This is a genomic window from Actinomyces denticolens (assembly GCF_002072185.1).
Taxonomy (GTDB): Bacteria; Actinomycetota; Actinomycetes; order Actinomycetales; family Actinomycetaceae; genus Actinomyces; species Actinomyces denticolens.
Genome location: NZ_MVIW01000007.1, coordinates 39,527 through 59,951, shown reverse-complemented (window position 1 = coordinate 59,951; position 20,425 = coordinate 39,527). Strand labels below are relative to the sequence as shown.

Below are 20,425 nucleotides of genomic sequence, written 5' to 3'. Positions count from 1 at the left end.
GTAGATGACGTCTCCGGGGCGTCGCCGGGCGCCCACGCCCATACGCTCCCCGGACCGCTGGGCGGCGCTCGCGACGTCGCCGGTAGACTCCCGGGCATGCCCTCACCTCGCGTCGTCGTCCTCAACTACGGCTCCGGCAATGTGCGCTCGGCCGTTCGCGCCCTGGAGCGCGTCGGCGCGCGGGTCGACCTCACCGCCGACGCCGGCGCCGTGGAGTCCGCCGATGGGCTCCTCGTCCCCGGCGTGGGCGCGTTCGGCGCCGTCATGGAGATGCTGCGCGCCGTGGACGCCCCCCGGCTCATCGAGCGGCGTCTTGCCGGGGGGCGCCCCGTGCTGGGCATATGCGTGGGCATGCAGGTCATGTTCGAGTCGAGTCAGGAGCACGGCTCCACCATCCCGGGGCTCGCCCAGTGGGAGGGGGAGGTGAGCCGCCTCGACGCCCCCGTGGTCCCGCATATGGGCTGGTCCGAGGTGCGCCCGCCCGCTGGCAGTGCCCTGTTCGACGGCGTCGCCGATCAGCGCTTCTACTTCGTTCACTCCTACGCCGCCAAGACGGACCCGGGGGCGGGGCTGGGGCCCTCCGCGACGCGCCCGCCGCTGCCCACCTGGGCCCATCACGGCGAGGACTTCCTGGCCGCCGTCGAGAACGGCCCGCTGTCGGCCACCCAGTTCCATCCCGAGAAGTCGGGCGACGCCGGGGCCGAGCTCCTGCGCAACTGGCTGGGCGCGCTCTGACGCGCGCACGCCCTCACCACTGACCCGAACCCGCATATCCGCCGCGCCCCTCGCGCTCCGCCCCGAGACCATCCAGGAGGCCCCTCATGCTCACGCTCCTTCCCGCCGTCGACGTCGCCCACGGTAAGGCCGTCCGCCTGCTCCAGGGCGAGGCCGGATCGGAGACCGATTACGGCAGTCCCGTCGACGCCGCCCTCGACTGGGCCCGCGCCGGGGCGGAGTGGATCCACCTGGTGGATCTCGATGCCGCCTTCGAGCGGGGTTCCAACGCCGAGCTGCTGGCGCGCATCGTCGGCGAGGTCGGGGTGAAGGTGGAGCTCTCCGGCGGGATCCGCGACGACGCCTCCCTGGAGCGCGCGCTCGCCGCCGGCGCCGCACGGGTCAACCTGGGCACTGCCGCGCTGAAGGACCCGGACTGGACGGCGCGGGCCATCGCCGAGCACGGGGAGGCCATCGCCGTGGGTCTCGATGTGCGAGGGACGACGCTGGCGGCGCGCGGCTGGACGGAGGAGGGCGGCGACCTCTGGGAGGCCCTGGAGCGCCTGAACGCGGCGGGATGCTCGCGCTACGTGGTCACTGACGTCACCCGCGACGGGACTCTCACCGGGCCGAACACGGAACTGCTGCGCCAGGTGTGCGAGCGCACCAGCGCGCCCGTGGTGGCCTCCGGGGGGATCTCCTCACTGGATGATATTCGCGCATTGACCGGACTGGTGGGGATCGGGGTGGACTCCGCGATCGTCGGCAAGGCCCTCTACAACGGCAATTTCACCCTTGAGGAGGCCCTGGAGGTCACGCGCGCAGCCTGACTCTCCCACGCCCATCCCACTCTCCCCTCGCCGAGACCGGTCGAAAATGTCGTCGAGGCCGGTCGATAGCGTCGTCGAGGCCGGTCGTTGTTGTCGTCGAGGCCGGTTGGTGGTGGGTTAGTGGTTGTGGTGTTCTTGGGCGTCGTCGGTGAGGTAGGGGATGAGGCGTTGGATGGTTAGGGGCGGGGTGGTTTGGGTGGTGGTGATGTAGCCGGTGACGGGTGTCCAGGTGGTGGTGCCGGTGGGGCGGTAGCGGGCGGTCCAGGTGGTGGTCAGGGTGATGGTGGTGTTGTTGTTGTTGGTGGTGTATTGGTGGGTGATGGTGTGGTTGGGGTAGGGGTGGCCGGGGTCGGTGGTGGTTGTGGTGGTACCGTCTCCCCAGTTCCAGGTGTAGGTGGTGGGGGTGGCCTCGACGTCGATGGGGGTGGTGCCCACGGTGGTGGATAGTGCTCGGGTGGTGGGGTTGGTGTGGGCGATCAGGGGCATGTGGAGCAGGATGGTGGTCCCGGGTGGTTGGAGGGTGATGCCCGAGCCGTCGATGATGAGGGTGGCCACGTCGTGGGCGGTCACAACCACCGGGGCCGGAGCAGGTCCGGCCGGGGCGGGCGGATCCGCAGGGGCTTCTTCTTGCGGTGCGCGGGTGCATAGTTGGCCGATCTTGCCCCCGGGACGATCGGGTTTTCCCCCGATGCACACCCATCTGCCGGGTGCGGGGGAGGGGGAGGCCGCTCTTACGCTCACACCTGAGTCAGGGATGCTGGGTGAGACGTTGTCGTCGCCTGCATTAGACGCAGGTGCCCCACCCGAAACTGGGACCTCCTCGTAGGTTTCAGTTTCAAGGGTAACGTGATCATCATTTCCTTGTGCGTGGATATTTCGGCTTGAGTTTTCATCGGTTCCTTCCGAGGGACTTGTCGGGACAGTCGTCAAGATGCACAGTGACGCTGTCGCGACGAATAGCTTTCTCATCATTCGACTGACACCCCTCGAACGATCCACTCTCCGTCGCTGTAGCGAAGGACGACGAATATTCTTGCCGTTTCGTTGCCTTCTTCAGTGGGCTCACCGGCACTGTTGATGGTTGTGGATGCTCCCATCACTAGATTTCCTTGGACGGCCGAGTGCTCTTTTCCTGCCCCAGGTGGCGTGTAACTGATGTCTTGGATTGTGATGTCCCAGGGGTTGGCCCAGCCTCCGCCTTCGTGGAGCTTGGTGGCGTTGTCGATGGCCGATTGGCAGAAGACGCAGCTCTCTTCGCTCATGGCGGCCAGGTCGGTGGTGTCGCCGGTGATGAAGGCGTAGCGGTAGAGGTTGAAGAAGTGGACGACGGCGTTGACGGCGCCTTGCTGGGTGTTCTCGCTCGCCTCTGGCGGTTTGACCGGTTTGGGCTCGGCCAGGGCGGTGGCTCTCTGGGCGGCCAGTTCGGGGCCGAGCGAGACCGGTGCGCCGGCGCTGGTGGTGGGTGTCGCGGTAGTGCTGGCCTCGGGGGTGGAGAAGAAGCGCGTGGGCAGCGTTCCGCTGACCTCAGGCGCAGGAGCGTCGTTGGCGCAGGCCGCCAGCAGCCCCGGGCCCGGGGCGCAGCAGGCCAGTAGGGTCAGGGCGACCGGGAGCGCCCAGCGTCTTCTCAGCGCCTCAAGACCCCGGCGCCATCGGCCGGGCGCAGGGCCGCTGGAGCGGCGCCGCCGAAGCACTACGGCGCCGACGGCGCGGACCGGAGAGCGGCAGGACACGGGAGCCATGGGATCTGGGGCCTTCCAAGAAAGAGGGGGGCGGATGGGCGGACACGGACCAGGGGGACAACAGCTCGAGGCCCCAGGTCGGCCCCAGACGACGGCGGCATCGCCGTCGAACCCCAACCCTAGAACCAACCTTCCCCCAGCACCAGACCCCACCACCAATCTGTGGACAAACCAGCCAACACAACCCCCACCAACCCCACCCTGTGGACAAGGAACCGGTCTCGACCACCACTTCAACCGGTCTCGATGACAACAACAACCGGTCTCGGCGAGAGAGGGGAGGGGAAGCGCGGGGGAGGAGACGGGGGCTGTGGCAGGCTTGGGGCATGCCGCCCGCACGACCCGCCGCCTCGAAGCGCCCCCGTCCCGCGGGGCCGTCGTGGGACCAGGTGGAGCTCGCCCCCGTCGTCCTCGTGCGCGGCGGGGAGGAGCTCCTCGGCGAGCGCGCCGTCGACCGGCTCCTCGCCCAGGCCCGGGCCAAGGACCCCACCACGGAGGTCGTCCGCCTCGACGCTGCCACCTACGAGCCCCACATGCTCGACACCCTCGTCTCGCCCTCGCTCTTCGGCGAGCCCAGGCTCGTCCACGTGCCCAATCTCGAGCAGATGACGGATGCGCTCCTGGCCGACCTGCTCGCCTACGTCGCCGCCCCCGACCCCGACGTCGTCGTGATCCTGCGTCACAACTCCGGCCAGCGCGGCAAGAAGCTCCTCGACGCCCTCGGCGCCTCCCCATACCCCGTCGTGACCTGCGAGCCGATCAAGAAGGACGGGGACAAGGCGGCCCTCGTCAACGCCGACGCGCGCCGTGCCGGCCGCCGCATCGAGCCCGAGGCCATCGGGGCGCTCGTCGACGCCCTGGGCTCCGACCTGCGCGAACTCACCAGCGCCGTCGCCCAGCTCATGGCCGACACAGAGGGCACCATCACCGTCGCCCACGTCAACACCTACTACGCCGGCCGCATCGAGGCCACCGGCTTCAGCGTCGCCGACGCCGCCATCTCCGGCAACGTCGCCAGGGCCGTCACCCTCCTGCGCCACGCCCTGGCCACCGGCGTCGCGCCCGTGCTCATCGTGTCCGCCCTGGCCGTCAAGCTGCGCCAGCTCGCCCGGGTCGCCGCCGCGGGCGGCCGTCCCGGCATGGGGCCCAAGGAGCTCGGCATGTCCCCTTGGCAGGCCAAGCGCGCCCGCGCGGAGCTCTCCGGCTGGTCCGACGACGCTCTCGCCGCGGCGATCATCGCCGTCGCCCGCGCCGACGCCGAGACCAAGGGCGCCAGTCGCGACCCCGAGCACGCCGTCGAGCGCGCCGTCCTGGCGATCTGCTCCGCCCGCCGGGGGCGCCTGGCCACTCGTCACTGACCCCGGGCCACTGCCCCCGCCCGGCGGCCTCAGCGCTTGCGGTACAGCGACTTCGTGGCGTAGACGGGCTCATTGGTCACCTGCACGCCCAGGGAGCGGAAGATCCCCTCGTCCACACTGCCCAGGATCGTCGAGGTGTGCACATCGCAGCCCCGCAGCGTGGCGATCTGCTCCATGGCCCGCGCGGCGTTCGGGTCCGTGGAGGCGGACACGGCCAGGGCGATGAGCACCTCATCGGTGTGCAGGCGCGGGTTGCGCGAGCCCAGGTGGGTCGTCTTGAGCGTCTGGATGGGCTCGATCGACTCGGGCGAGAGCAGCAGCACCTCCTCGTCGATCCCCGCCAGGGCCTTGAGGGCGTTGAGCACCATCGCCGAGGAGCAGCCCAGCAGGGCACTGGTCTTGCCGGTGATGATGCGACCGTCCGGCAGCTCGATCGCGGCGGCGGGTGCGCCCGTGGCGGCGGCCAGCTCTCGCGTGGGCGGCACCACCGGTCGGTCCTCCACCGTCACCCCGACCTTCGCCATGGACAGGGCGATCCGCTCGGACTGGACGGGGTCGATCGCGTCCTGCTTCTCCGTGACCAGGGCCTTGAAGTAACGGCGGATGATCTCCTGCTTGGAGGCCTCACGGCAGGCCTCGTCGTCGCTGATGCAGTGGCCGGCCATGTTGACGCCCATATCCGTGGGGGAGGCGTAGGGGCACGTCCCGAGCATCTGCTCGAAGAGGCGCACGAGCACGGGGAAGATCTCGACGTCGCGGTTGTAGTTGACGGTCTGGACCCCGTGCGCGGCCAGGTGGAAGGGGTCGATCATGTTGACGTCGTCGAGGTCGGCGGTGGCGGCCTCGTAGGCGATGTTCACCGGGTGGTCCAGCGGCAGGTTCCAGATGGGGAAGGTCTCGAACTTCGCGTAGCCGGAGGACAGGCCCCTCTGGTGGTCCTGGTAGACCTGGGACAGGCAGGTCGCCATCTTGCCGCTGCCCGGCCCCGGCGCGGTGACGACGACGAGATCCCGCTCGGTCTCGATGTACTCGTTGCTCCCGTAGCCCTGGGCCGAGATGATCCGGGCGACGTCACCGGGGTAGCCGGGGATGGGGAAGTGCCGGTAGACCGTGATGCCGAGCCGCTCGAGCTTGGTCTTGAAGGCCTGCGCCTCGTGGTTGTCATCGGTCCACTGGGTGACGACGACGCTGCCCACGTACAGCCCGTAGTCGCGGAAGGCGTCGATGTGGCGCAGCACTTCGTCCTCGTAGCCGATGCCCAGGTCGGCGCGGACCTTGCGGCGCTGGAAATCGCGGGCGTTGACGGCCACGATGATCTCCACCTCGTCGATGAGCTCGGCCAGCATGACGATCTTGTTGTCCGGGGTGAAGCCGGGCAGCACGCGGGAGGCGTGCATGTCGTCGACGAGCTTGCCCCCGAACTCCAGGTAGAGCTTGCCCCCGAACTGCCTGCGCCGCTCCGCGATGTGCTCGGACTGCATCCTGAGGTACTTGTCCCGGTCGAATCCGATTCGCATGGGCATATGGGCTCCTGGGGTCGCAGTGGTCGAACCGCCTGCCGGCCGATTCGGCCGCAGGCCGCGCGCCATCGTAACCCCCGCGAGTATGACGACGGCGTGACGCGGCGCCGTTGGTGCCATCGTGTGACGCAGCCACTAATGGGCGCGGAGCGGTGGGCGGATGCGGAACGGCCCGGTGGGCCTCCCCACGAGGGAGGCCCACCGGGCCACTGATCGCCGGAGGCGGTGGCCTCAGAGGGAGGCGACGCGCTTGGCCAGCTTCGACTTGCGATTCGCGGCCTGGTTCTTGTGGATGACGCCCTTGGAGACGGCCTTGTCCAGCTTGCGGCAGGCCTTCTTGAGGCCCTCCTCGGCGGCGGCCTTGTCCCCGGCCTCAACGGCCTGGCGCACGCGGCGCACGTAGGTCTTGAGCTCGGACTTGACGGACTGGTTGCGCAGCCGGGCCTTCTCGTTGGTCTTGATGCGCTTGATCTGGGACTTGATGTTCGCCACTGCTCAGTGCTGCTTTCTCGATCGTCAGATGGTCATTGGCCGGAAAGAGGGTTCGCGCCACGGGCGTGAGAAGGTGGTGGAAGCACCTGGCGATGCCCGGTCGCCGGACCCCGAAGCCGGCCAGGCCAGAGGTCCAGGAACGCACTCTAGCAAAACGGCGCACTCCGGCGCCCGCCGCGGGTGGGCGGGCGGCGTGAGGTGCGTCGCGCTCCTCCTGCGGGCCTCCCCGCGTTCGTCAGCCCCAGTGCTCGCGCAGCGCGGCGACGACGGCGTCGAAGGTCCCCCGCCCCATCGTGGCCCCCTCGCGGCGGATGGCGGAGGGCTCGACGGCGAGGAGGCGGTCGAGCCGGACCTCGCTCGGGCGGCCCCTCGGGTCCCAGGCCCCCGGGCCGACGTCGAACCAGTAGCGGCCGTGACTCGCCTCCTGGGCGGCGTCGCGGTCATGGTCCTTCGATGTCATCTGAGCGACGATGAGGCGATCCCCGCTGCGGGCCAGGACCAGGACGGGGCGGTCCTTGCCCTGGGAGGCGTCCTCCTCATAGGGGACCCAGGTCCACACGACCTCGCCGGGGTCGGCGTCGCCGTCGGGGGCGGGGGCGTAGTCGAAGGAGGGGAGCCCGGCGGAGGCCACGTCGTAGGGCCGGATGCCGGCGCTCCCGCCGGTGGGGGCCTGCGTGGTCCGGGGGGCCGCGCCTCTCCGGCGGCGGGGCGCGGGGGAGGCGGTGGGGGTCGGGGAATGAGCGGAGCCCCCGCGGCCGGGGCGAGTGGCGCCGCCGGCGCGGCGCGCGCGCTGCTTCAGGGTGGAGGCGAGGGCGTCGGTGGCGGCGCGGCCGACCGCGCGCAGGATCCCGTCGAGAAGGCTGGCCATGGGCGCCACCCTACAGTCCGCTGCCGGGCGAGAGGGGGCGAGGGGGCGTCCCCAGCTGCGGGCTGGGGACGCCCCCGGTGGAGCGCGCCGACGGCGCTGGTCGGTCCGCCGCTCCTACTTCTTCGCCTGGGCCACGGTGGTGCACAGGGGGAAGGAGGCCGTGTCGATCGTGTCGTTGCCCTTGACGTCGATCGTGGCGCTCAGGCCCTTCGACGGGTCATTCGGGTCGCAGGTCCCCAGGGCCTTCCAGCCATCCGGGGTGATCGCGGCGCTGTCCACCGAGTAGACGGCGGACAGCGTCACCGTGTAGTCGGAGTTGCCGTACAGCGGGCTCGACATGCCCACGGGGATAGTGCCATTGGCGTCGGGCCACAGGGTGTCGTGCAGCCACCAGGCGGTGCCGCTGGGGTCGGCGTACTCGAGCTTCATCCCTGTCGGCGGCTTCGAGGTCAGGGTGAAATTCGGCGTCCAGCCCACCACGTCAGTGGTGTTGGAGAGGGTCACGGTGTAGTCGACGACGACGTGGGGCGTCGAGTGCGTGGCGTCCGGGCCCTGCACGGTGACGCCGCTCTGGGCGACCGTCGCCGAGGCGTCGCCGCGGGCGCGCTCATCCTCGTAGAGGGAGGAGAAGATCTTGCCGTCCTGGGCGGTGACGGAGGTGGAGATGGTGTTGTGCCCGACGACGCCGCTCAGGTCCACCTGGCAGGTGGCCTCCTGGCCCGCTGGGATGGCGGCCCCGCCCCCCGAGACCTCCTGGCTCGTGGCCGAGCCCTCCGCGGTGACGACGCTGCCCCCGAAGGCGGTCAGATCACAGCTCAGCCTCGTGATCGTGGCCGGGCCCTCCGTGCTCGCGGCCGCGATCGTGAAGCCCGACAGGGCGGTGGTGGAGTCGTTGTGGATGGTGGCCGTGTAGCGGCCGGCGTCCTTGGCCGCATCCGCGGGCAGGTCCTGCTTGCTCGTGGTCACTGTGGCGTGGGTGGCGCTCGCCGGCTCCTTGACCGCTGTGGCCGTGGGGCTGTGAGGGGTGGCGTCCTCGGTGGTCGTCAGGGTCGGCTTGAGCGTGTAGTCGCGCGCCTGGTCCCCCGGGGCGTTGACCAGCGTCCCGATGCTCAGGTCGAGGTAGGAGCCGGAGGGGCGCCCCGAGAAGTCGACCGTGTAGGTCAGGCTCAGATGCCCGGGGGAGCAGGAGACGCTGTCGGCGGAGGCGGAGTAGTCGCCGTGCTTGGAGTACGGGTCGTAGATGCGGGAGAGCAGTCCGAGTCCCGATGACCCGTACCGGCGGATCGGCCCGTCCGGGTTGTCGCTGGTGTAGAGGGCGGCCGCACCGGCGACCCCCAGCTCCGAGGGGCAGTTCCAGGTCCACTGGCCCGGCTGGGAGTCGGCCTCGAGGGTCAGGGTCATCTCCCTGCCCGGTGCCACGGTGTCAGGGATGCGCACGCCCCAGAAGAGGCAGTGGGCGGCATCGCCGGCGCCCTGGCAGCCGGTGCCCCCGGGGGAGTAGAAGCCGGTGACGCTGATGTCGTCATTGCCGCCGCTGGGAGCGGTCGTTGCCGCGGAGGCGGGGACGGCGATCAGGGCGGCGAGCGCCATGGGCAGGGCCAGGACGGGGCCGAGGATCCGGCGCAGTGGGGACGATGGTATGGAACGTGTTCGGCGCATGGCAGGCCTTCTCTCACAATGTCTCGAAACGATTAAGGACACCCCATCAATCTAACGTGGCGGGCATCACTTGTGAAGAGGTTCATGCTCGCCAATTGGCAGGTCGTTCTCCCCATCCTTCCTCGTCACGAGGCCTTGGCCGCCCCGATCCCCGTCCCGTGCCGACTCACCGTGGCCGCGCGGCCGCCTTCATCGCGGCGACGAAGCCGCGCAGTTCCGCGCGCATCGCCTCGACGGCCTCCTCCCTCGCGCGGCTGCCCGGCCGCGCCGCAGCGATGGCCGGGGCGTGGGACTCCACGATCCGGACCGTCGCCGACCCGGAGATCGCCCCATCGGCCCCCGCGGCGATCGCCTCGGCGACCTGCTCGGGGCGGGAGATGCCGAAACCGAGCATGACCGGCGCCGCGGCACCGGCCCGCAGCCTGGCCACCGACTCGGCCAGCCCCACGGTCGAGGCGGCCTGCTCGGCGCCGGTGACCCCCACGCGCGAGACCGCGTACACGTAGCCCCGCGAAGCGCCCGCCACGGCGTCGAGCGTGTGGGGCGCGGCCGACGGCGGGGCGATGTACACCGGGGCGATCCCCGCCCGCACCGCGGCGGCGGAGAAGGCGGGCGACTCGCGCACGGGGACATCGGGCAGCAGGACCGAGTCGATCCCCGCCTCGGTGCACCTGGTGTAGAAGGCCTCCAGGCCGACGGCGAAGGGAACGTTTCCGTAGATGAGCATGCCGATGGGCATTTCCGGGTGGCGCCGGCGCACGCGCGCCACCACCCCCAGGCAGTCGGCCAGGGCGGCCCCGGCCTCCTGGGCGCGGATATGCGCGCGCTGGATCGTGGGCCCGTCGGCGACGGGGTCGCTGAACGGCACCCCGAGCTCCAGGGCGTCCGCGCCCCCGGCGATGAGCGCCTCGATGACCTCCTCGGACAGCTCCGCGCTGGGGTCGCCCACCATGACGAAGGGGACGAAGGCCCCCTCGCCCCGTTCGCGCAGGGCGGTGAACATCGACTCGTAGCGATCCATCAGCGCTCCTCCTCATCACTCGAGCCCACTCCGGGCGCCGCCGGCGCGGCCCCGGCCCGGGTGGCCATGGCCTCGTACTCACCGCGCTTGCCCATCCGTCGCAGCATCCCGGCCGCCCGGGCCACCGCGCCGTCGTCGCTGAACGAACCGCCCATGCGCGCCCGCACCTGGTCGAGGTCCTTGTCCCCGCGCCCGGACAGGCACACGAGCAGGATGGGCGGCTCGGCGCCATCGGGGACCGCCTCGGCGATCTTGAGGGCCTGGGCGAGGGCGTGGGAGGACTCCAGGGCCGGGATGATCCCCTCATGGCGGCTGAGCAGCCGGAAGGCCTCCAGCGCCTCCTCATCCGTAATGCCGACGTACCGGGCCCGTCCCGTATCGGACAGGCGCGCGTGCTCAGGGCCGACCCCGGGGTAGTCCAGGCCGGCGGACACGGAGAAGGACTCCTCGACCTGGCCGTCGTCGTCGCGCATGAGGTAGGAGCGGGCGCCGTGGAGGATCCCTATGGCGCCGGCGTTGATCGGCGCCCCGTGGCGGCGGTCCAGGCCCTCGCCCGCGGGCTCGACGCCGATGAGCCCCACGGAGGCGTCGTCGATGAAGTCGGAGAACATGCCGATGGCGTTCGACCCCCCGCCCACGCAGGCGATCACCTCATCGGGCAGGCGCCCCGTGAGCGCGAGCACCTGGGCGCGGGCCTCGGTGGAGATGACCCGGTGGAAGGCGTGGACGATCGTGGGGAAGGGATGCGGGCCGGCGGCGGTGCCCAGCAGGTAATGGGTGTCCTTGAACGAGGCCGTCCAATCCCTCAACGCCTCATTGACGGCGTCCTTGAGGGTGCCCGCGCCACTGGCCACGGGCACCACCCGCGCGCCCATGAGCTCCATGCGCTCCACATTGGCGGCCTGCCGCACGACGTCGGTGGCGCCCATGTAGATCGTGCACTCCAGGCCCAGCAGCGAGCAGACCATCGCGGTGGCGGTGCCGTGCTGGCCCGCACCGGTCTCGGCGATGATGCGCCGCTTGCCCATCCGCTTGGCCAGGAGCGCCTGGCCGAGCACCTGGTTGCCCTTGTGCGCCCCGCCGTGAACGAGGTCCTCGCGCTTGAGCAGGATCCTCGCATTGCCCTGAAGCGGCAGGTTGCGCAGCTCGGTCACCGGCGTGGGGCGCCCCAGGTAGCGGCGCAGGAGCTCATCGAGTTCCGCGGTGAAGGCGGGGTCCGCGCTCGCGGCGATGAAGGCGTCCTCCAACTGATCCAGGGCGGGGATGAGCAGCTCGGGCACGAACTGGCCCCCGTACCCCCCGAAGTAGGGGTCGAGGCGCGGGTGCTCCCAGCGGCCGTCCGGGCCCGGTGGCGCCGCAGCGGCCTCGGCCAGGCGCGCGCGCCTGAGCGCGGGGGAGACCGGGGACTCCTCGGCTGCCGGGGAGTCGGCGCCGACCCGCGCCCCGGAGGGCCCGCCCGGCAGCGGCACGGCCTCCACCAGCGCCCGGGCCGCGGCCCCGGCATCCGCCGAGCCCGACAGGCTCGAGCCCACCAGCAGGGCGTCCACGATCCCGGCCAGGCGCCGCACGTCCCCCGGCCCATGGACCCCGGACTCGCCCACGAGGACCGCCCCGGCCGGCGCCAGGGGCGCCAACTCCTCGGTGCGCGACAGGTCCGTGTCCAGCGTGCGCAGATCCCGGTTGTTGATGCCGATGACCCGCGCGCCCAGGGCGGCCGCCCGGCTCATCTCGCCGGGGGTGGAGACCTCCGTGAGCACGCCCATGCCCAGGGAGGCTGCCAGCCCCGCCAGCTCCCGGTGGACGTCGTCGGGCACCACGGAGAGCATGAGGAGGATCGCGTCCGCCCCCAGGTGACGGGCCGCGAGCACCTGCACGGGGTCGACGATGAAGTCCTTGCACAGGACCGGCAGGTCCACCGCTGCGCGCACCCGGGCCAGGTCCTCGTACTCGCCGTTGAAGCGGTCAGGCTCGGTGAGCACGGAGATCGCCGCCGCGTAGGGGGCGTAGGAGGAGGCCAGCGCGGCGGGGTCGTAGTCCGCCCGGATCGAGCCGAGCGACGGCGAGGCCGCCTTGCACTCCATGATGATCGCCGGGCGCGGGCCGGCGGAGGGGCCCGTGCGGCGCCGCAGGGCCTCCTCGAAGGAGCGCCCGGAACGGGGCAGGGCCGAGGCCTCCAGGTGGCCGAAGCGCTCGCGCAGCTCGGGCAGGCGCCGGCGCCTCCCGGCCACGATCGCGTCCAGCACCGTGCCGGTGGCCATGAGGCGCTCCTCGATCGGCGCGCGCTCGGGGCGCGCCGGCGCGCTGCGCGTGGTCGCTCCGGCGCTCATGCCCGCTCCTCCTCAGCGATCTCAGCGCCCTCGCCGCTCGCCCCGCCGGCCCGTCCGGAGCGGGCCGCCAGCTGCGCCGCGGTGGTCATGGAGTCCAGGTGCCCGCCGGCCGCCCCTGAGGCGATCTGCTCCAGGGCCATGCGGGTGCCATCGGCCAGGTTGTCCGCGGGCCCCGCGAGGTAGAGCAGGGCGCCGGCGTTGACGGCGATGGCATCGCGGTGGGCCGGCTCTCCCCGGCCCGCGAGCGCCTCGCGCAGGGCGGCGGCGTTCTCGGCGGCCTCACCGCCCAGGACGTCCTTCAACTCCCAGCGGGCCACGCCGAGTTGCTCCGGGGTGACCTCGTAGGCCTTGACCCCGCGGGGGGTGGCCTCCCGCACCTGCGTGGCGCCGTGGACGGCGATCTCATCGGTGCCCGCCCCGTGCACGATGAGGGCGCGCTTGCGGCCCAGCTTGACCATGGATTCGGCGATCATGTCGAGCATGGAGGGATCCCACACGCCCATGAGCTGGTAGGTCAGGTGCGCGGGATTGAGCAGGGGGCCGAGCACGTTGAAGATCGTGGGCGTGGCCAGGGCCCTGCGGATCGGTGCCACGTGCCTCATCGCCGGGTGATAGGCCTGGGCGAACAGGAACGTGAAGTGGTCGCGCGCCAGCAGCTCGACGGCCTGCTCGGCCGTGACGTCCAGGGGCAGGCCCAGGGCCGCGACGACGTCGGCCGCCCCCGTCCTGGAGGACACCGCCCGGTTGCCGTGCTTGGCCACCGAGATGCCCATCGACGCGGCGACGAGCCCGGCCGCGGTGGAGATGTTGATCGTGCCGACGCCGTCGCCCCCCGTGCCCACGACGTCCACGAGCGGGAAGGCGACGGCGGGGAAGGGGCGCGCGGCCCGGCGGAAGGCGCTCGCGGCTCCCGCGACCTCGTCGGCGGTCTCGCCCCGGGAGTGCAGGGCGGCGAGCAGGGCGGCGGTCTCGGCCTCGGAGAGGTCCCCGGCGCCGAGCGCGGCGAAGACGATGCCGGTCTCCTCCCGGCTGAGCCGGCGGCCCTGGATGACCTCGCGCAGGAGTCGGTGGGCGTCCTCGGCCCCGGCGACGGCCGGTGCCGAGGGGGCCGGGGCAGTGGTGGGCTCTGGCGCGGTTGTCGGCTCTGTCATCGGTTCTCTCCTGCGCTTGCGGTCGTGGTGGTCAATCCGGCGATGAGGGCCCGCAGGATCGCGGGGCCGGCCGGGGTGAGGATGGACTCGGGGTGGAACTGGAGGCCGACGGCGGGGCGTCGTCGGTGGCGCGCGGCCATGACGATCCCGTCGCTGGTGCGGGCCAGGCACTCCAGGTCGGCGGGCAGTTCGCGCGTGCCGAGCGAGTGGTAGCGGGCGACATCCAGGGGCCCGCCGTCGAGCACGGCGAAGGCGGCATCGGCGCGCCCGGCGGACGTGACCTCCGCGCGGGTGCATCGGCCGTGGACCGGCTCGACCCTCCCCACGCTCCCACCGCAGGCCTCGACGATGGCCTGGAAGCCCAGGCAGATGCCCAGCGTCGGCAGGCCGCGCTCCAGGGCGGCGCCCAGGACCCCCATCATGCAACCCGCCTGGCGGGGGTGCCCGGGGCCGGGGGAGAGGACCAGGGCGGGGCGCTGGCCCGCGGCCGTCTCCCGCGCCGTCGGCTCCAACGCGGCCAGGACCGCGGAAGCCGGCACCGTGTTGCGATAGACCTCGGTGCCCACGCCCAGTACGGCGAGCTGGTCGACGAGGTTGTAGACGAAGGAATCGCGGTTGTCCAGCAGGATGACGCGCATCTCAGGCCTCCCCGGTCTCGATGACGAGCTCAGCGCCCCGGGCGGCCGCCACGGCAGCCAGCACCGCGCCGGCCTTGTGGACGGTCTCGGCCGCCTCGGCGGCCGGATCGGAGGCGCCGACGACGCCCGCGCCGGCCTGCACCAGGGCCCGTCCGCCCGCCACGAAGGCCGAGCGGATGACGATGCAGGTGTCGAGCTCGCCGTCGCCGCGCAGATAGCCCACCGCGCCCCCGTAGGAGCCGCGCCGCACGCCCTCGGTGGCGCGGATGAGCTCGGCGGCCCGCAGCTTCGGAGCACCGGTGAGCGTGCCCATGGTCATCGAGGCGCGGAAGGCGTCCAGGGCGTCCAGGCCCGGGTCCAGCTGCCCGGACACCTCCGAGACCAGGTGCATGACGCGGCTGTAGCGGTCCACGCGCAGCAGTTCGCGCACTCGCCGGGTGCCCGGCGCGCTGACTCGGGCGACGTCGTTGCGCGCCAGGTCCACGAGCATGACGTGCTCGGCGATCTCCTTGGCGTCCGTGCGCAGCTCCAACTCCAGGCGGGTGTCCCGCTCATGGTCCACGGAGCCGTCCGGGGCCAGCCCGCGCGGGCGAGTGCCGGCGATGGGCCGGATGGCCACCTCGCCCGTGGCCGCGCTGTGCAGCAGGGCGGACTCGGGGGAGGCGCCCAGGAGCTCGAAGCCGGGAGTCGCCACGTAGAACATGTAGGGACTCGGATTCGACTCGCGCAGCGCGTGGTAGGCCTCCAGCGCATCCGGGCAGTCGATCGTGAACGCCCGCGACGGAACCACCTGGTAGACGTCCCCGGCTGCGATCGACTCCTGGAGCCCGGCCACGAGCCCCGCGAAATCGCTGTCCGAGATGCTGGGCACGGCGCGGGCCACCGGGCGGGCGGCTGGGCCGGCCACTGGGCCGGCGCCTCCCGCCGGCGACGCGGGCCCGCCCGCATCCGGGACCGGCGCGGGCCCCGCGGCGTCGATGACGGTGGCCAGCTCGTCGATCCTGCGCGCGAGATCATCGGCATCCGCACTCGCCCCCACCAGTGCCGCCTCACCGGTGGGGTGATCGATGACCAGGAGGATGCGCGCGGCGTGGAACAGGTAGTCCGGGCAGGTGTTCGGTCCTGCGGCCACCTGCGGCAGTTGCTCGAAGCCCGCCAGGTAATCGAAGGCGAATACTCCCGCCACGAGCGGCAGGTGCGGGTGGTCGACCTCCTGGGAGGCGAGCACGCGCAGCGGATCCAGGGTCGAGGGGGCCGTCAGCCGCTCCCGCTCCTCCATCCCGGCGTCGTCGGCCGGTGAGGGGATCCGCACCGCCAGACGGCCGGGCCCCTCCTCGACGACGCGATCCGCCAGGGATGCGCGCACGCGCGCCACGGCGGCCTCCCCGTCGGGCCGGGCCCGGTCCAGGGCCTCGATGACCACCTGGTCCCCCTCGCAGGTCAGTCGCGCGCTCGCCTCGAGCATGAGGACCGTCGTGCGCGAGGACCCCGTGGTGATGTCCGCGCTCTCCAGCAGGACGACGTCCACCGGCCTGCGGGCACCGTCCGCGCCGTCCGCGGTGGTGGCGATCGCGCCGGCCTCAACCAGGCGCCTCATGAGCGCCCCGGAATCGTCGGGGCAGTGGACCTTTCGGGTCAGAACCGTGGGCTCGGCGGGCCGGATCGGATCCGCGGACTCCGCCGATCCCGCAGTGCCTGTGACAGTCATGCTGCGCTCCTCATCGCGTCTTATCGCTCCTCATCGTCTCCGATCATCCCCGGGGCGGGTCAGGACAGGTGCTCGCGGACCTCGTGCATGTCCTTGTCCCCGCGCCCGGACAGGTTGACCAGGAGCAGCATCTCCCCGGTCCGACCACCGGCCTCGCGCTCGCGGGCGATCCGCAGCGCCTCGGCGATGGCGTGGGAGGACTCCATGGCGGGGATGATCCCCTCGGAGCGGGAGAGCTCCCGGAAGGCGGCCAGGGCGTCGTCGTCGGTGATGCCGACGTACTCGGCCCGCCCGGTGTCCGCCAGATAAGCGTGCTCGGGCCCCACGGAGGGGTAGTCGAGGCCGGCGGAGATGGAATGGGAGGGCAGGACGGCGCCGTCGTCGTCGAGCATGACGTAGGAGCGGGTGCCGTGGAGCACGCCGGTGCGGCCGGCGCAGATGGGGGCGCCATGGAGGCCGGTGCTCAGGCCCTTGCCCGCGGGCTCCACGCCGATGAGCTCGACGTCGTCGTCCAGGTACTCGCTGAAGGCGCCGATGGCGTTGGAGCCCCCGCCCACGCAGGCGATGACGGCGTCCGGCAGGCGCCCGTAGCGGGCGAGCATCTGGGCGCGGGACTCGATGGAGATCACCGACTGGAAGTAGCGGACGATCGTGGGGAAGGGGTGGGGGCCGGTGGCCGAGCCCAGGACGTAGGCGGTGGACTCCAGGCGCTCGCACCATTGCGTCAGGGCGGTGTCGACGGCGTCCTTGAGACCCTGCGAGCCGGTGGTCACGGGGACGACCCTGGCCCCCATGAGCTCCATGCGCTCCACATTGGGGCGCTGGCGCTCGACGTCGTGCGCGCCCATGTAGATGGTGCACTCCATGCCCAGCAGGGCGGCGACCATCGCGGTGGCGGTGCCGTGCTGGCCCGCACCGGTCTCCGCGATGAGGCGGGTCTTGCCCATGCGCTTGGCCAGGAGGGCCTGCCCGAGGGCGTTGTTGCCCTTGTGGGCACCGCCGTGGACGAGGTCCTCGCGCTTGAGGATGATGCGGGTCCCGGGGCGCGAGAGGCCGCGGCACTCGTACAGGGGCGTGGGGCGGCCGAGGTATCCCTCGCGCAGGTCCTCGAGCTCGGTGAGGAAGCCGGGATCGTCGACGGCCTCGGTGTAGGCGGCTTCGAGCTCGTCGAGCGCGGGTAGGAGGAAATCGGGGACCTCCTGGCCGCCGAAGCGCCCGAAGAAGGCCGGCAGCAGCGTGCGGCGGGGGACGTCCGTGCCGGGGGCCGGGGCGGTGTATCCCGGGGCGTCGGGGCCGAGCGGGCCGGTCGGGACGCGGCCGGCGGTGGGGGCGGCGCCGGGAAGGGGCGCGGCGTCGTGGGCGGTGGGGGCCGACTGGGCGGCGTCTGCGGTGCTCATGCGGGGCTCTTTCCTTGGAGGGGTGGTTATGCTCTCAAGGCGGGCCCGGGGACTCCTCGCGCTCTCGCGCCCGCCTTCGTGGCGAGCGGGGCGTCGGGTACGACGTATCAGTGGCTCGCCCTCAGGGGAGCCACCACCAGCAGCGGGTGCGCGTCGTCGTCATGGGAGGAACGGTAGGGGAGCCGGGAAGCGGGCGGCAAATCCGACGTGGCGGCGCTCATATCGTGGGATGGGGGTGAGGGGCCGGCGAGCGCAGGCGCCGAGCTCCCCTCGGCGTCCCCGACGCGCCGAGGCGGCCGCGCCTCCCCGAGCCATGGGCCCGGGCTCATTCCGATGCGGGGGCTCTCCTGCCCAGCCCCCTCCTGCGCAGCAGGATGGCGACGGCCACGGCCGCCAGGGCCACGATTGTCATCAAGCGTCCCGTGGGGCTCGTCATCCACCCGGTCAGCACCGCGATGCCGATGGTCGTGTAGATCCCGGCCCACGCGAGGGCGCCGATCGCCGTGGCCAGCAGGTAGCGCGGCACGGGCACGCGCGCGACCCCGGCGGAGACCTGAATGAGCGACTGCGCGCCGATGGTGAGGAAGGAGAGCGGGACCGCCCAGATGCCCCAGCGCGCCGCCCAGTCCTGGGCGCTCGCGTACGCCGGGCTTCGCAGGATCCGGGCCCAGCGGCTCCGCGAGGCCCCCGCGCCCAGGCACCGCCCGGTCCAGTACATGGCGTTCGAGCGCGCCATGGCGCCGCACCAGAAGAAGAGGAGCACCCAGGCGAAGTGGAGCTCGTGGATCCGCTCGATCACGCTCCGCACCTTAGCCGAGCCTCACCTGACGCGCGAAGCGCCATCCGCGGCCGACGGGAATGGCGAGGTTTGAGGATTGCTTCTCCCGCGCATCCAGCCAGCAGCGGCCAGATCCGCAGGATCATGCGGTCCTTGATCGGTCAACCACCTCGGTTCGGCCGAGCGATCCTCAAACCTCGCCACTTCAGCCGGTCATCTCTGAGGCTACGGGCCCGTACCCGGCCTCGGTCGCGCCGACCCGGGCGGCGGCGTGGGAGACTGCCCCAGTATGTTCCGCGCGCCCCGCCGCGCCCGTCCGGAAGGCATCCGTGTCACCGATCCTCACGCCCGAGCAGGCCGCCGTCGTCACCCCGGCAGCGACCGATCCCGCGCTGATCAGGAACTTCTCCATCATCGCCCATATCGACCACGGCAAGTCCACCCTGGCCGACCGCATGCTCCAGGCCACCGGCGTCGTCGCCCCCCGTGATATGCGCGCCCAGTACCTCGACCGCATGGACATCGAGCGCGAGCGCGGCATCACCATCAAGTCCCAGGCCGTGCGCATGCCCTGGGGCGCGCCAGGCCCCGACGGCGCCATACGCCCCTATGCGCTCAACATGATCGACACCCCCGGGCACGTCGACTTCTCCTACGAGGTCAACCGCTCCCTGGCGGCCTGCGAGGGCGCCGTCCTGCTCGTCGACGCCGCCCAGGGCATCCAGGCCCAGACCCTCGCCAACCTCTACATGGCCATCGAGGGCGACCTCGCGATCATCCCCGTGCTCAACAAGATCGACCTGCCTGCCGCCGAGCCCGAGCGCCACGCCGACGAGATCGCCTCGCTCATCGGCTGCGAGCCCGCAGACATCCTGAGGGTCTCCGGCAAGACCGGTGCCGGCGTGCCCGAGCTGCTCGACCGCATCGTCGAGGTCGTCCCCGCGCCGGTGGGCGACCCCGCCGGACCCACGCGCGCCATGATCTTCGACTCCGTGTACGACACCTACCGCGGCGTCGTCACCTACGTGCGCGTCGTCGACGGCGCCCTCAAGCCCCGCGAGCGCATCGAGATGCTCTCCACCACCGCCGTCCACGACCTGCTCGAGATCGGTGTCATCAGCCCCGAGCCCGCCCCCACGGCGGGGCTGGGCGCCGGGGAGGTCGGCTACCTCATCACCGGGGTCAAGGACGTGCGCCAGTCGAAGGTCGGCGACACCGTCACCTCCGCCGCCGCGCCGGCCGCCGAGCCGCTGGCCGGATACCAGGAGCCCAAGCCCATGGTGTTCTCCGGCCTGTTCCCCGTGGACGGCTCGGACTTCCCCGTGCTGCGCGACGCCCTGGACAAGCTCAAGCTCAACGATGCGGCCCTCACCTATGAGCCCGAGACCTCGGTGGCCCTCGGCTTCGGCTTCCGCTGCGGCTACCTCGGCCTGCTGCACTTGGAGATCATCCGGGAGCGCCTGGAGCGCGAGTTCAACCTCGACATCATCTCCACCGCACCCTCCGTGGTCTACCGGGTCACCACCGAGGACCGCGCCGTCCACACCGTCACCAACCCCTCGGAGTACCCCGAGGGCAAGATCCTCGACGTCCAGGAGCCGGTGGTCCGGGCGACCATCCTGACCCCCAGCGAGTTCGTGGGCACCGTCATGGAGCTGTGCCAGTCGCGGCGCGGCACCATGCAGGGCATGGACTACCTCTCCGAGACGCGCGTGGAGATGCACTACGTGCTGCCCCTGGCGGAGATCGTCTTCGACTTCTTCGACGCCCTGAAGTCCCGGACCCGCGGCTACGCCTCCCTGGACTACGAGATGGACGGCGAGCAGTCCGCGGACCTGGTCAAGGTGGACATCCTCCTCAATGGGGACAAGGTGGACGCCTTCAGCGCCATCGTCCACAAGGACGCCGCCTACTCCTACGGCCTCAAGCTCACCAAGCGCCTCAAGGAGCTCATCCCGCGCCAGCAGTTCGAGGTGCCCGTGCAGGCGGCCATCGGCTCGCGGATCATCGCCCGCGAGACCATCCGCGCCCTGCGCAAGGACATGCTCGCCAAGTGCTACGGGGGCGACATCTCCCGCAAGCGCAAGCTGCTGGAGAAGCAGAAGGAGGGCAAGAAGCGGATGAAGGCGATCGGCAGCGTCGACGTCCCGCAGGAGGCCTTCATCGCGGCGCTCGGCGCGGACAATCCCACCGGCAAGGACGGCAAGTAGGAAGAATCGTCACCA

17 protein-coding genes are annotated in these 20,425 nt (G+C 71.7%); 4 read left to right on the top strand and 13 right to left on the bottom strand.

Annotated features, from left to right (window positions below; all coding sequences use genetic code 11):
* Window positions 1–96: 96 nt before the first annotated feature.
* Together hisH and priA are read left to right on the top strand one after the other, a co-directional pair.
* The gene (gene hisH, locus B1H55_RS03300; protein ID WP_073453300.1) at window positions 97–735 is read left to right on the top strand and encodes an imidazole glycerol phosphate synthase subunit HisH; all 639 of its coding nucleotides are present in this window, start codon (window positions 97–99) and stop codon (window positions 733–735) included.
* An 86-nt stretch (window positions 736–821) separates the two neighbouring features.
* Window positions 822–1,544: a bifunctional 1-(5-phosphoribosyl)-5-((5-phosphoribosylamino)methylideneamino)imidazole-4-carboxamide isomerase/phosphoribosylanthranilate isomerase PriA gene (gene priA / locus B1H55_RS03295; protein WP_073453302.1), complete on the top strand. Its 723-nt coding sequence runs from the start codon at window positions 822–824 to the stop codon at window positions 1,542–1,544.
* 117 nt (window positions 1,545–1,661) lie between these two features.
* Here priA and B1H55_RS03290 read toward each other — a convergent pair whose 3' ends face one another.
* Both B1H55_RS03290 and B1H55_RS12140 read right to left on the bottom strand, forming a co-directional pair.
* A complete protein-coding gene (locus tag B1H55_RS03290; RefSeq protein WP_143222405.1) occupies window positions 1,662–2,114 on the bottom strand; it encodes a zinc transporter in 453 nt (150 codons plus the stop codon).
* A gap of 398 nt (window positions 2,115–2,512) precedes the next feature.
* Window positions 2,513–3,283 carry a DUF6318 family protein gene (locus B1H55_RS12140; RefSeq protein ID WP_143221366.1) on the bottom strand — a complete coding sequence of 257 codons (771 nt, stop codon included), beginning with the start codon at window positions 3,281–3,283 and terminating at the stop codon, window positions 2,513–2,515.
* Between the two features lie 326 nt (window positions 3,284–3,609).
* On the opposite strand from B1H55_RS12140, the gene holA reads away from it, so the two are divergent.
* Window positions 3,610–4,641, top strand: coding sequence for a DNA polymerase III subunit delta (gene holA / locus B1H55_RS03285; protein WP_073451626.1), 1,032 nt, complete (start codon window positions 3,610–3,612; stop codon window positions 4,639–4,641).
* Window positions 4,642–4,670: 29 nt separating this feature from the next.
* On the opposite strand, the gene B1H55_RS03280 is transcribed toward holA, so the two are convergent.
* From B1H55_RS03280 to B1H55_RS03230, 11 genes are all read right to left on the bottom strand, one after another.
* Window positions 4,671–6,158: a DUF1846 domain-containing protein gene (locus tag B1H55_RS03280; RefSeq protein ID WP_073451991.1), complete on the bottom strand. Its 1,488-nt coding sequence runs from the start codon at window positions 6,156–6,158 to the stop codon at window positions 4,671–4,673.
* A gap of 234 nt (window positions 6,159–6,392) precedes the next feature.
* Window positions 6,393–6,653, bottom strand: a complete 261-nt coding sequence (gene rpsT, locus B1H55_RS03275) for a 30S ribosomal protein S20 (protein ID WP_017178374.1) — start codon at window positions 6,651–6,653, stop codon at window positions 6,393–6,395.
* A 235-nt stretch (window positions 6,654–6,888) separates the two neighbouring features.
* The gene (locus tag B1H55_RS03270) at window positions 6,889–7,521 is read right to left on the bottom strand and encodes a type II toxin-antitoxin system PemK/MazF family toxin (protein WP_080461569.1); all 633 of its coding nucleotides are present in this window, start codon (window positions 7,519–7,521) and stop codon (window positions 6,889–6,891) included.
* A 114-nt stretch (window positions 7,522–7,635) separates the two neighbouring features.
* Window positions 7,636–9,180, bottom strand: coding sequence for a hypothetical protein (locus B1H55_RS12135; RefSeq protein ID WP_143221365.1), 1,545 nt, complete (start codon window positions 9,178–9,180; stop codon window positions 7,636–7,638).
* Window positions 9,181–9,346: 166 nt separating this feature from the next.
* Window positions 9,347–10,201 (bottom strand): tryptophan synthase subunit alpha, encoded by an 855-nt coding sequence (gene trpA, locus B1H55_RS03260; RefSeq protein WP_077240303.1) that lies wholly within the window; start codon window positions 10,199–10,201, stop codon window positions 9,347–9,349.
* The gene (gene trpB, locus B1H55_RS03255) at window positions 10,201–12,528 is read right to left on the bottom strand and encodes a tryptophan synthase subunit beta (protein ID WP_077240302.1); all 2,328 of its coding nucleotides are present in this window, start codon (window positions 12,526–12,528) and stop codon (window positions 10,201–10,203) included. Before trpB (B1H55_RS03255) ends, trpA begins: the two co-directional genes overlap by 1 nt.
* Window positions 12,525–13,679 (bottom strand): anthranilate phosphoribosyltransferase, encoded by a 1,155-nt coding sequence (trpD, locus tag B1H55_RS03250; protein ID WP_077240301.1) that lies wholly within the window; start codon window positions 13,677–13,679, stop codon window positions 12,525–12,527. The genes trpB (B1H55_RS03255) and trpD overlap by 4 nt, the downstream gene beginning before the upstream one ends.
* Window positions 13,676–14,317: an anthranilate synthase component II gene (locus B1H55_RS03245; protein WP_077240300.1), complete on the bottom strand. Its 642-nt coding sequence runs from the start codon at window positions 14,315–14,317 to the stop codon at window positions 13,676–13,678. The genes trpD and B1H55_RS03245 overlap by 4 nt, the downstream gene beginning before the upstream one ends.
* 1 nt (window position 14,318) lies before the next feature.
* Window positions 14,319–16,025 carry an anthranilate synthase component 1 gene (locus B1H55_RS03240; protein ID WP_077240299.1) on the bottom strand — a complete coding sequence of 569 codons (1,707 nt, stop codon included), beginning with the start codon at window positions 16,023–16,025 and terminating at the stop codon, window positions 14,319–14,321.
* A gap of 59 nt (window positions 16,026–16,084) precedes the next feature.
* Window positions 16,085–17,422: a tryptophan synthase subunit beta gene (gene trpB / locus B1H55_RS03235; RefSeq protein ID WP_080461568.1), complete on the bottom strand. Its 1,338-nt coding sequence runs from the start codon at window positions 17,420–17,422 to the stop codon at window positions 16,085–16,087.
* Between the two features lie 325 nt (window positions 17,423–17,747).
* The gene (locus B1H55_RS03230) at window positions 17,748–18,221 is read right to left on the bottom strand and encodes a DedA family protein (RefSeq protein ID WP_077240297.1); all 474 of its coding nucleotides are present in this window, start codon (window positions 18,219–18,221) and stop codon (window positions 17,748–17,750) included.
* Window positions 18,222–18,529: 308 nt separating this feature from the next.
* Between B1H55_RS03230 and lepA the strand changes: the two genes are divergently transcribed.
* Window positions 18,530–20,410 (top strand): translation elongation factor 4, encoded by a 1,881-nt coding sequence (gene lepA, locus B1H55_RS03225; protein ID WP_073451645.1) that lies wholly within the window; start codon window positions 18,530–18,532, stop codon window positions 20,408–20,410.
* Window positions 20,411–20,425 lie beyond the last annotated feature (15 nt).

What these genes read in the sequence shown, in the direction of transcription:
- hisH (WP_073453300.1), top strand. Translation starts at nt 97, where the DNA reads ATGCCCTCACCTCGCGTCGTCGTCCTCAACTACGGCTCCGGCAATGTG.
- priA (WP_073453302.1), top strand. Translation starts at nt 822, where the DNA reads ATGCTCACGCTCCTTCCCGCCGTCGACGTCGCCCACGGTAAGGCCGTC.
- B1H55_RS12140 (WP_143221366.1), bottom strand. Translation starts at nt 3,283, where the DNA reads ATGGCTCCCGTGTCCTGCCGCTCTCCGGTCCGCGCCGTCGGCGCCGTA.
- holA (WP_073451626.1), top strand. Translation starts at nt 3,610, where the DNA reads ATGCCGCCCGCACGACCCGCCGCCTCGAAGCGCCCCCGTCCCGCGGGG.
- B1H55_RS03280 (WP_073451991.1), bottom strand. Translation starts at nt 6,158, where the DNA reads ATGCGAATCGGATTCGACCGGGACAAGTACCTCAGGATGCAGTCCGAG.
- B1H55_RS03270 (WP_080461569.1), bottom strand. Translation starts at nt 7,521, where the DNA reads ATGGCCAGCCTTCTCGACGGGATCCTGCGCGCGGTCGGCCGCGCCGCC.
- B1H55_RS12135 (WP_143221365.1), bottom strand. Translation starts at nt 9,180, where the DNA reads ATGCGCCGAACACGTTCCATACCATCGTCCCCACTGCGCCGGATCCTC.
- trpA (WP_077240303.1), bottom strand. Translation starts at nt 10,201, where the DNA reads ATGGATCGCTACGAGTCGATGTTCACCGCCCTGCGCGAACGGGGCGAG.
- trpB (WP_077240302.1), bottom strand. Translation starts at nt 12,528, where the DNA reads ATGAGCGCCGGAGCGACCACGCGCAGCGCGCCGGCGCGCCCCGAGCGC.
- trpD (WP_077240301.1), bottom strand. Translation starts at nt 13,679, where the DNA reads ATGACAGAGCCGACAACCGCGCCAGAGCCCACCACTGCCCCGGCCCCC.
- B1H55_RS03245 (WP_077240300.1), bottom strand. Translation starts at nt 14,317, where the DNA reads ATGCGCGTCATCCTGCTGGACAACCGCGATTCCTTCGTCTACAACCTC.
- B1H55_RS03240 (WP_077240299.1), bottom strand. Translation starts at nt 16,025, where the DNA reads ATGACTGTCACAGGCACTGCGGGATCGGCGGAGTCCGCGGATCCGATC.
- trpB (WP_080461568.1), bottom strand. Translation starts at nt 17,422, where the DNA reads ATGAGCACCGCAGACGCCGCCCAGTCGGCCCCCACCGCCCACGACGCC.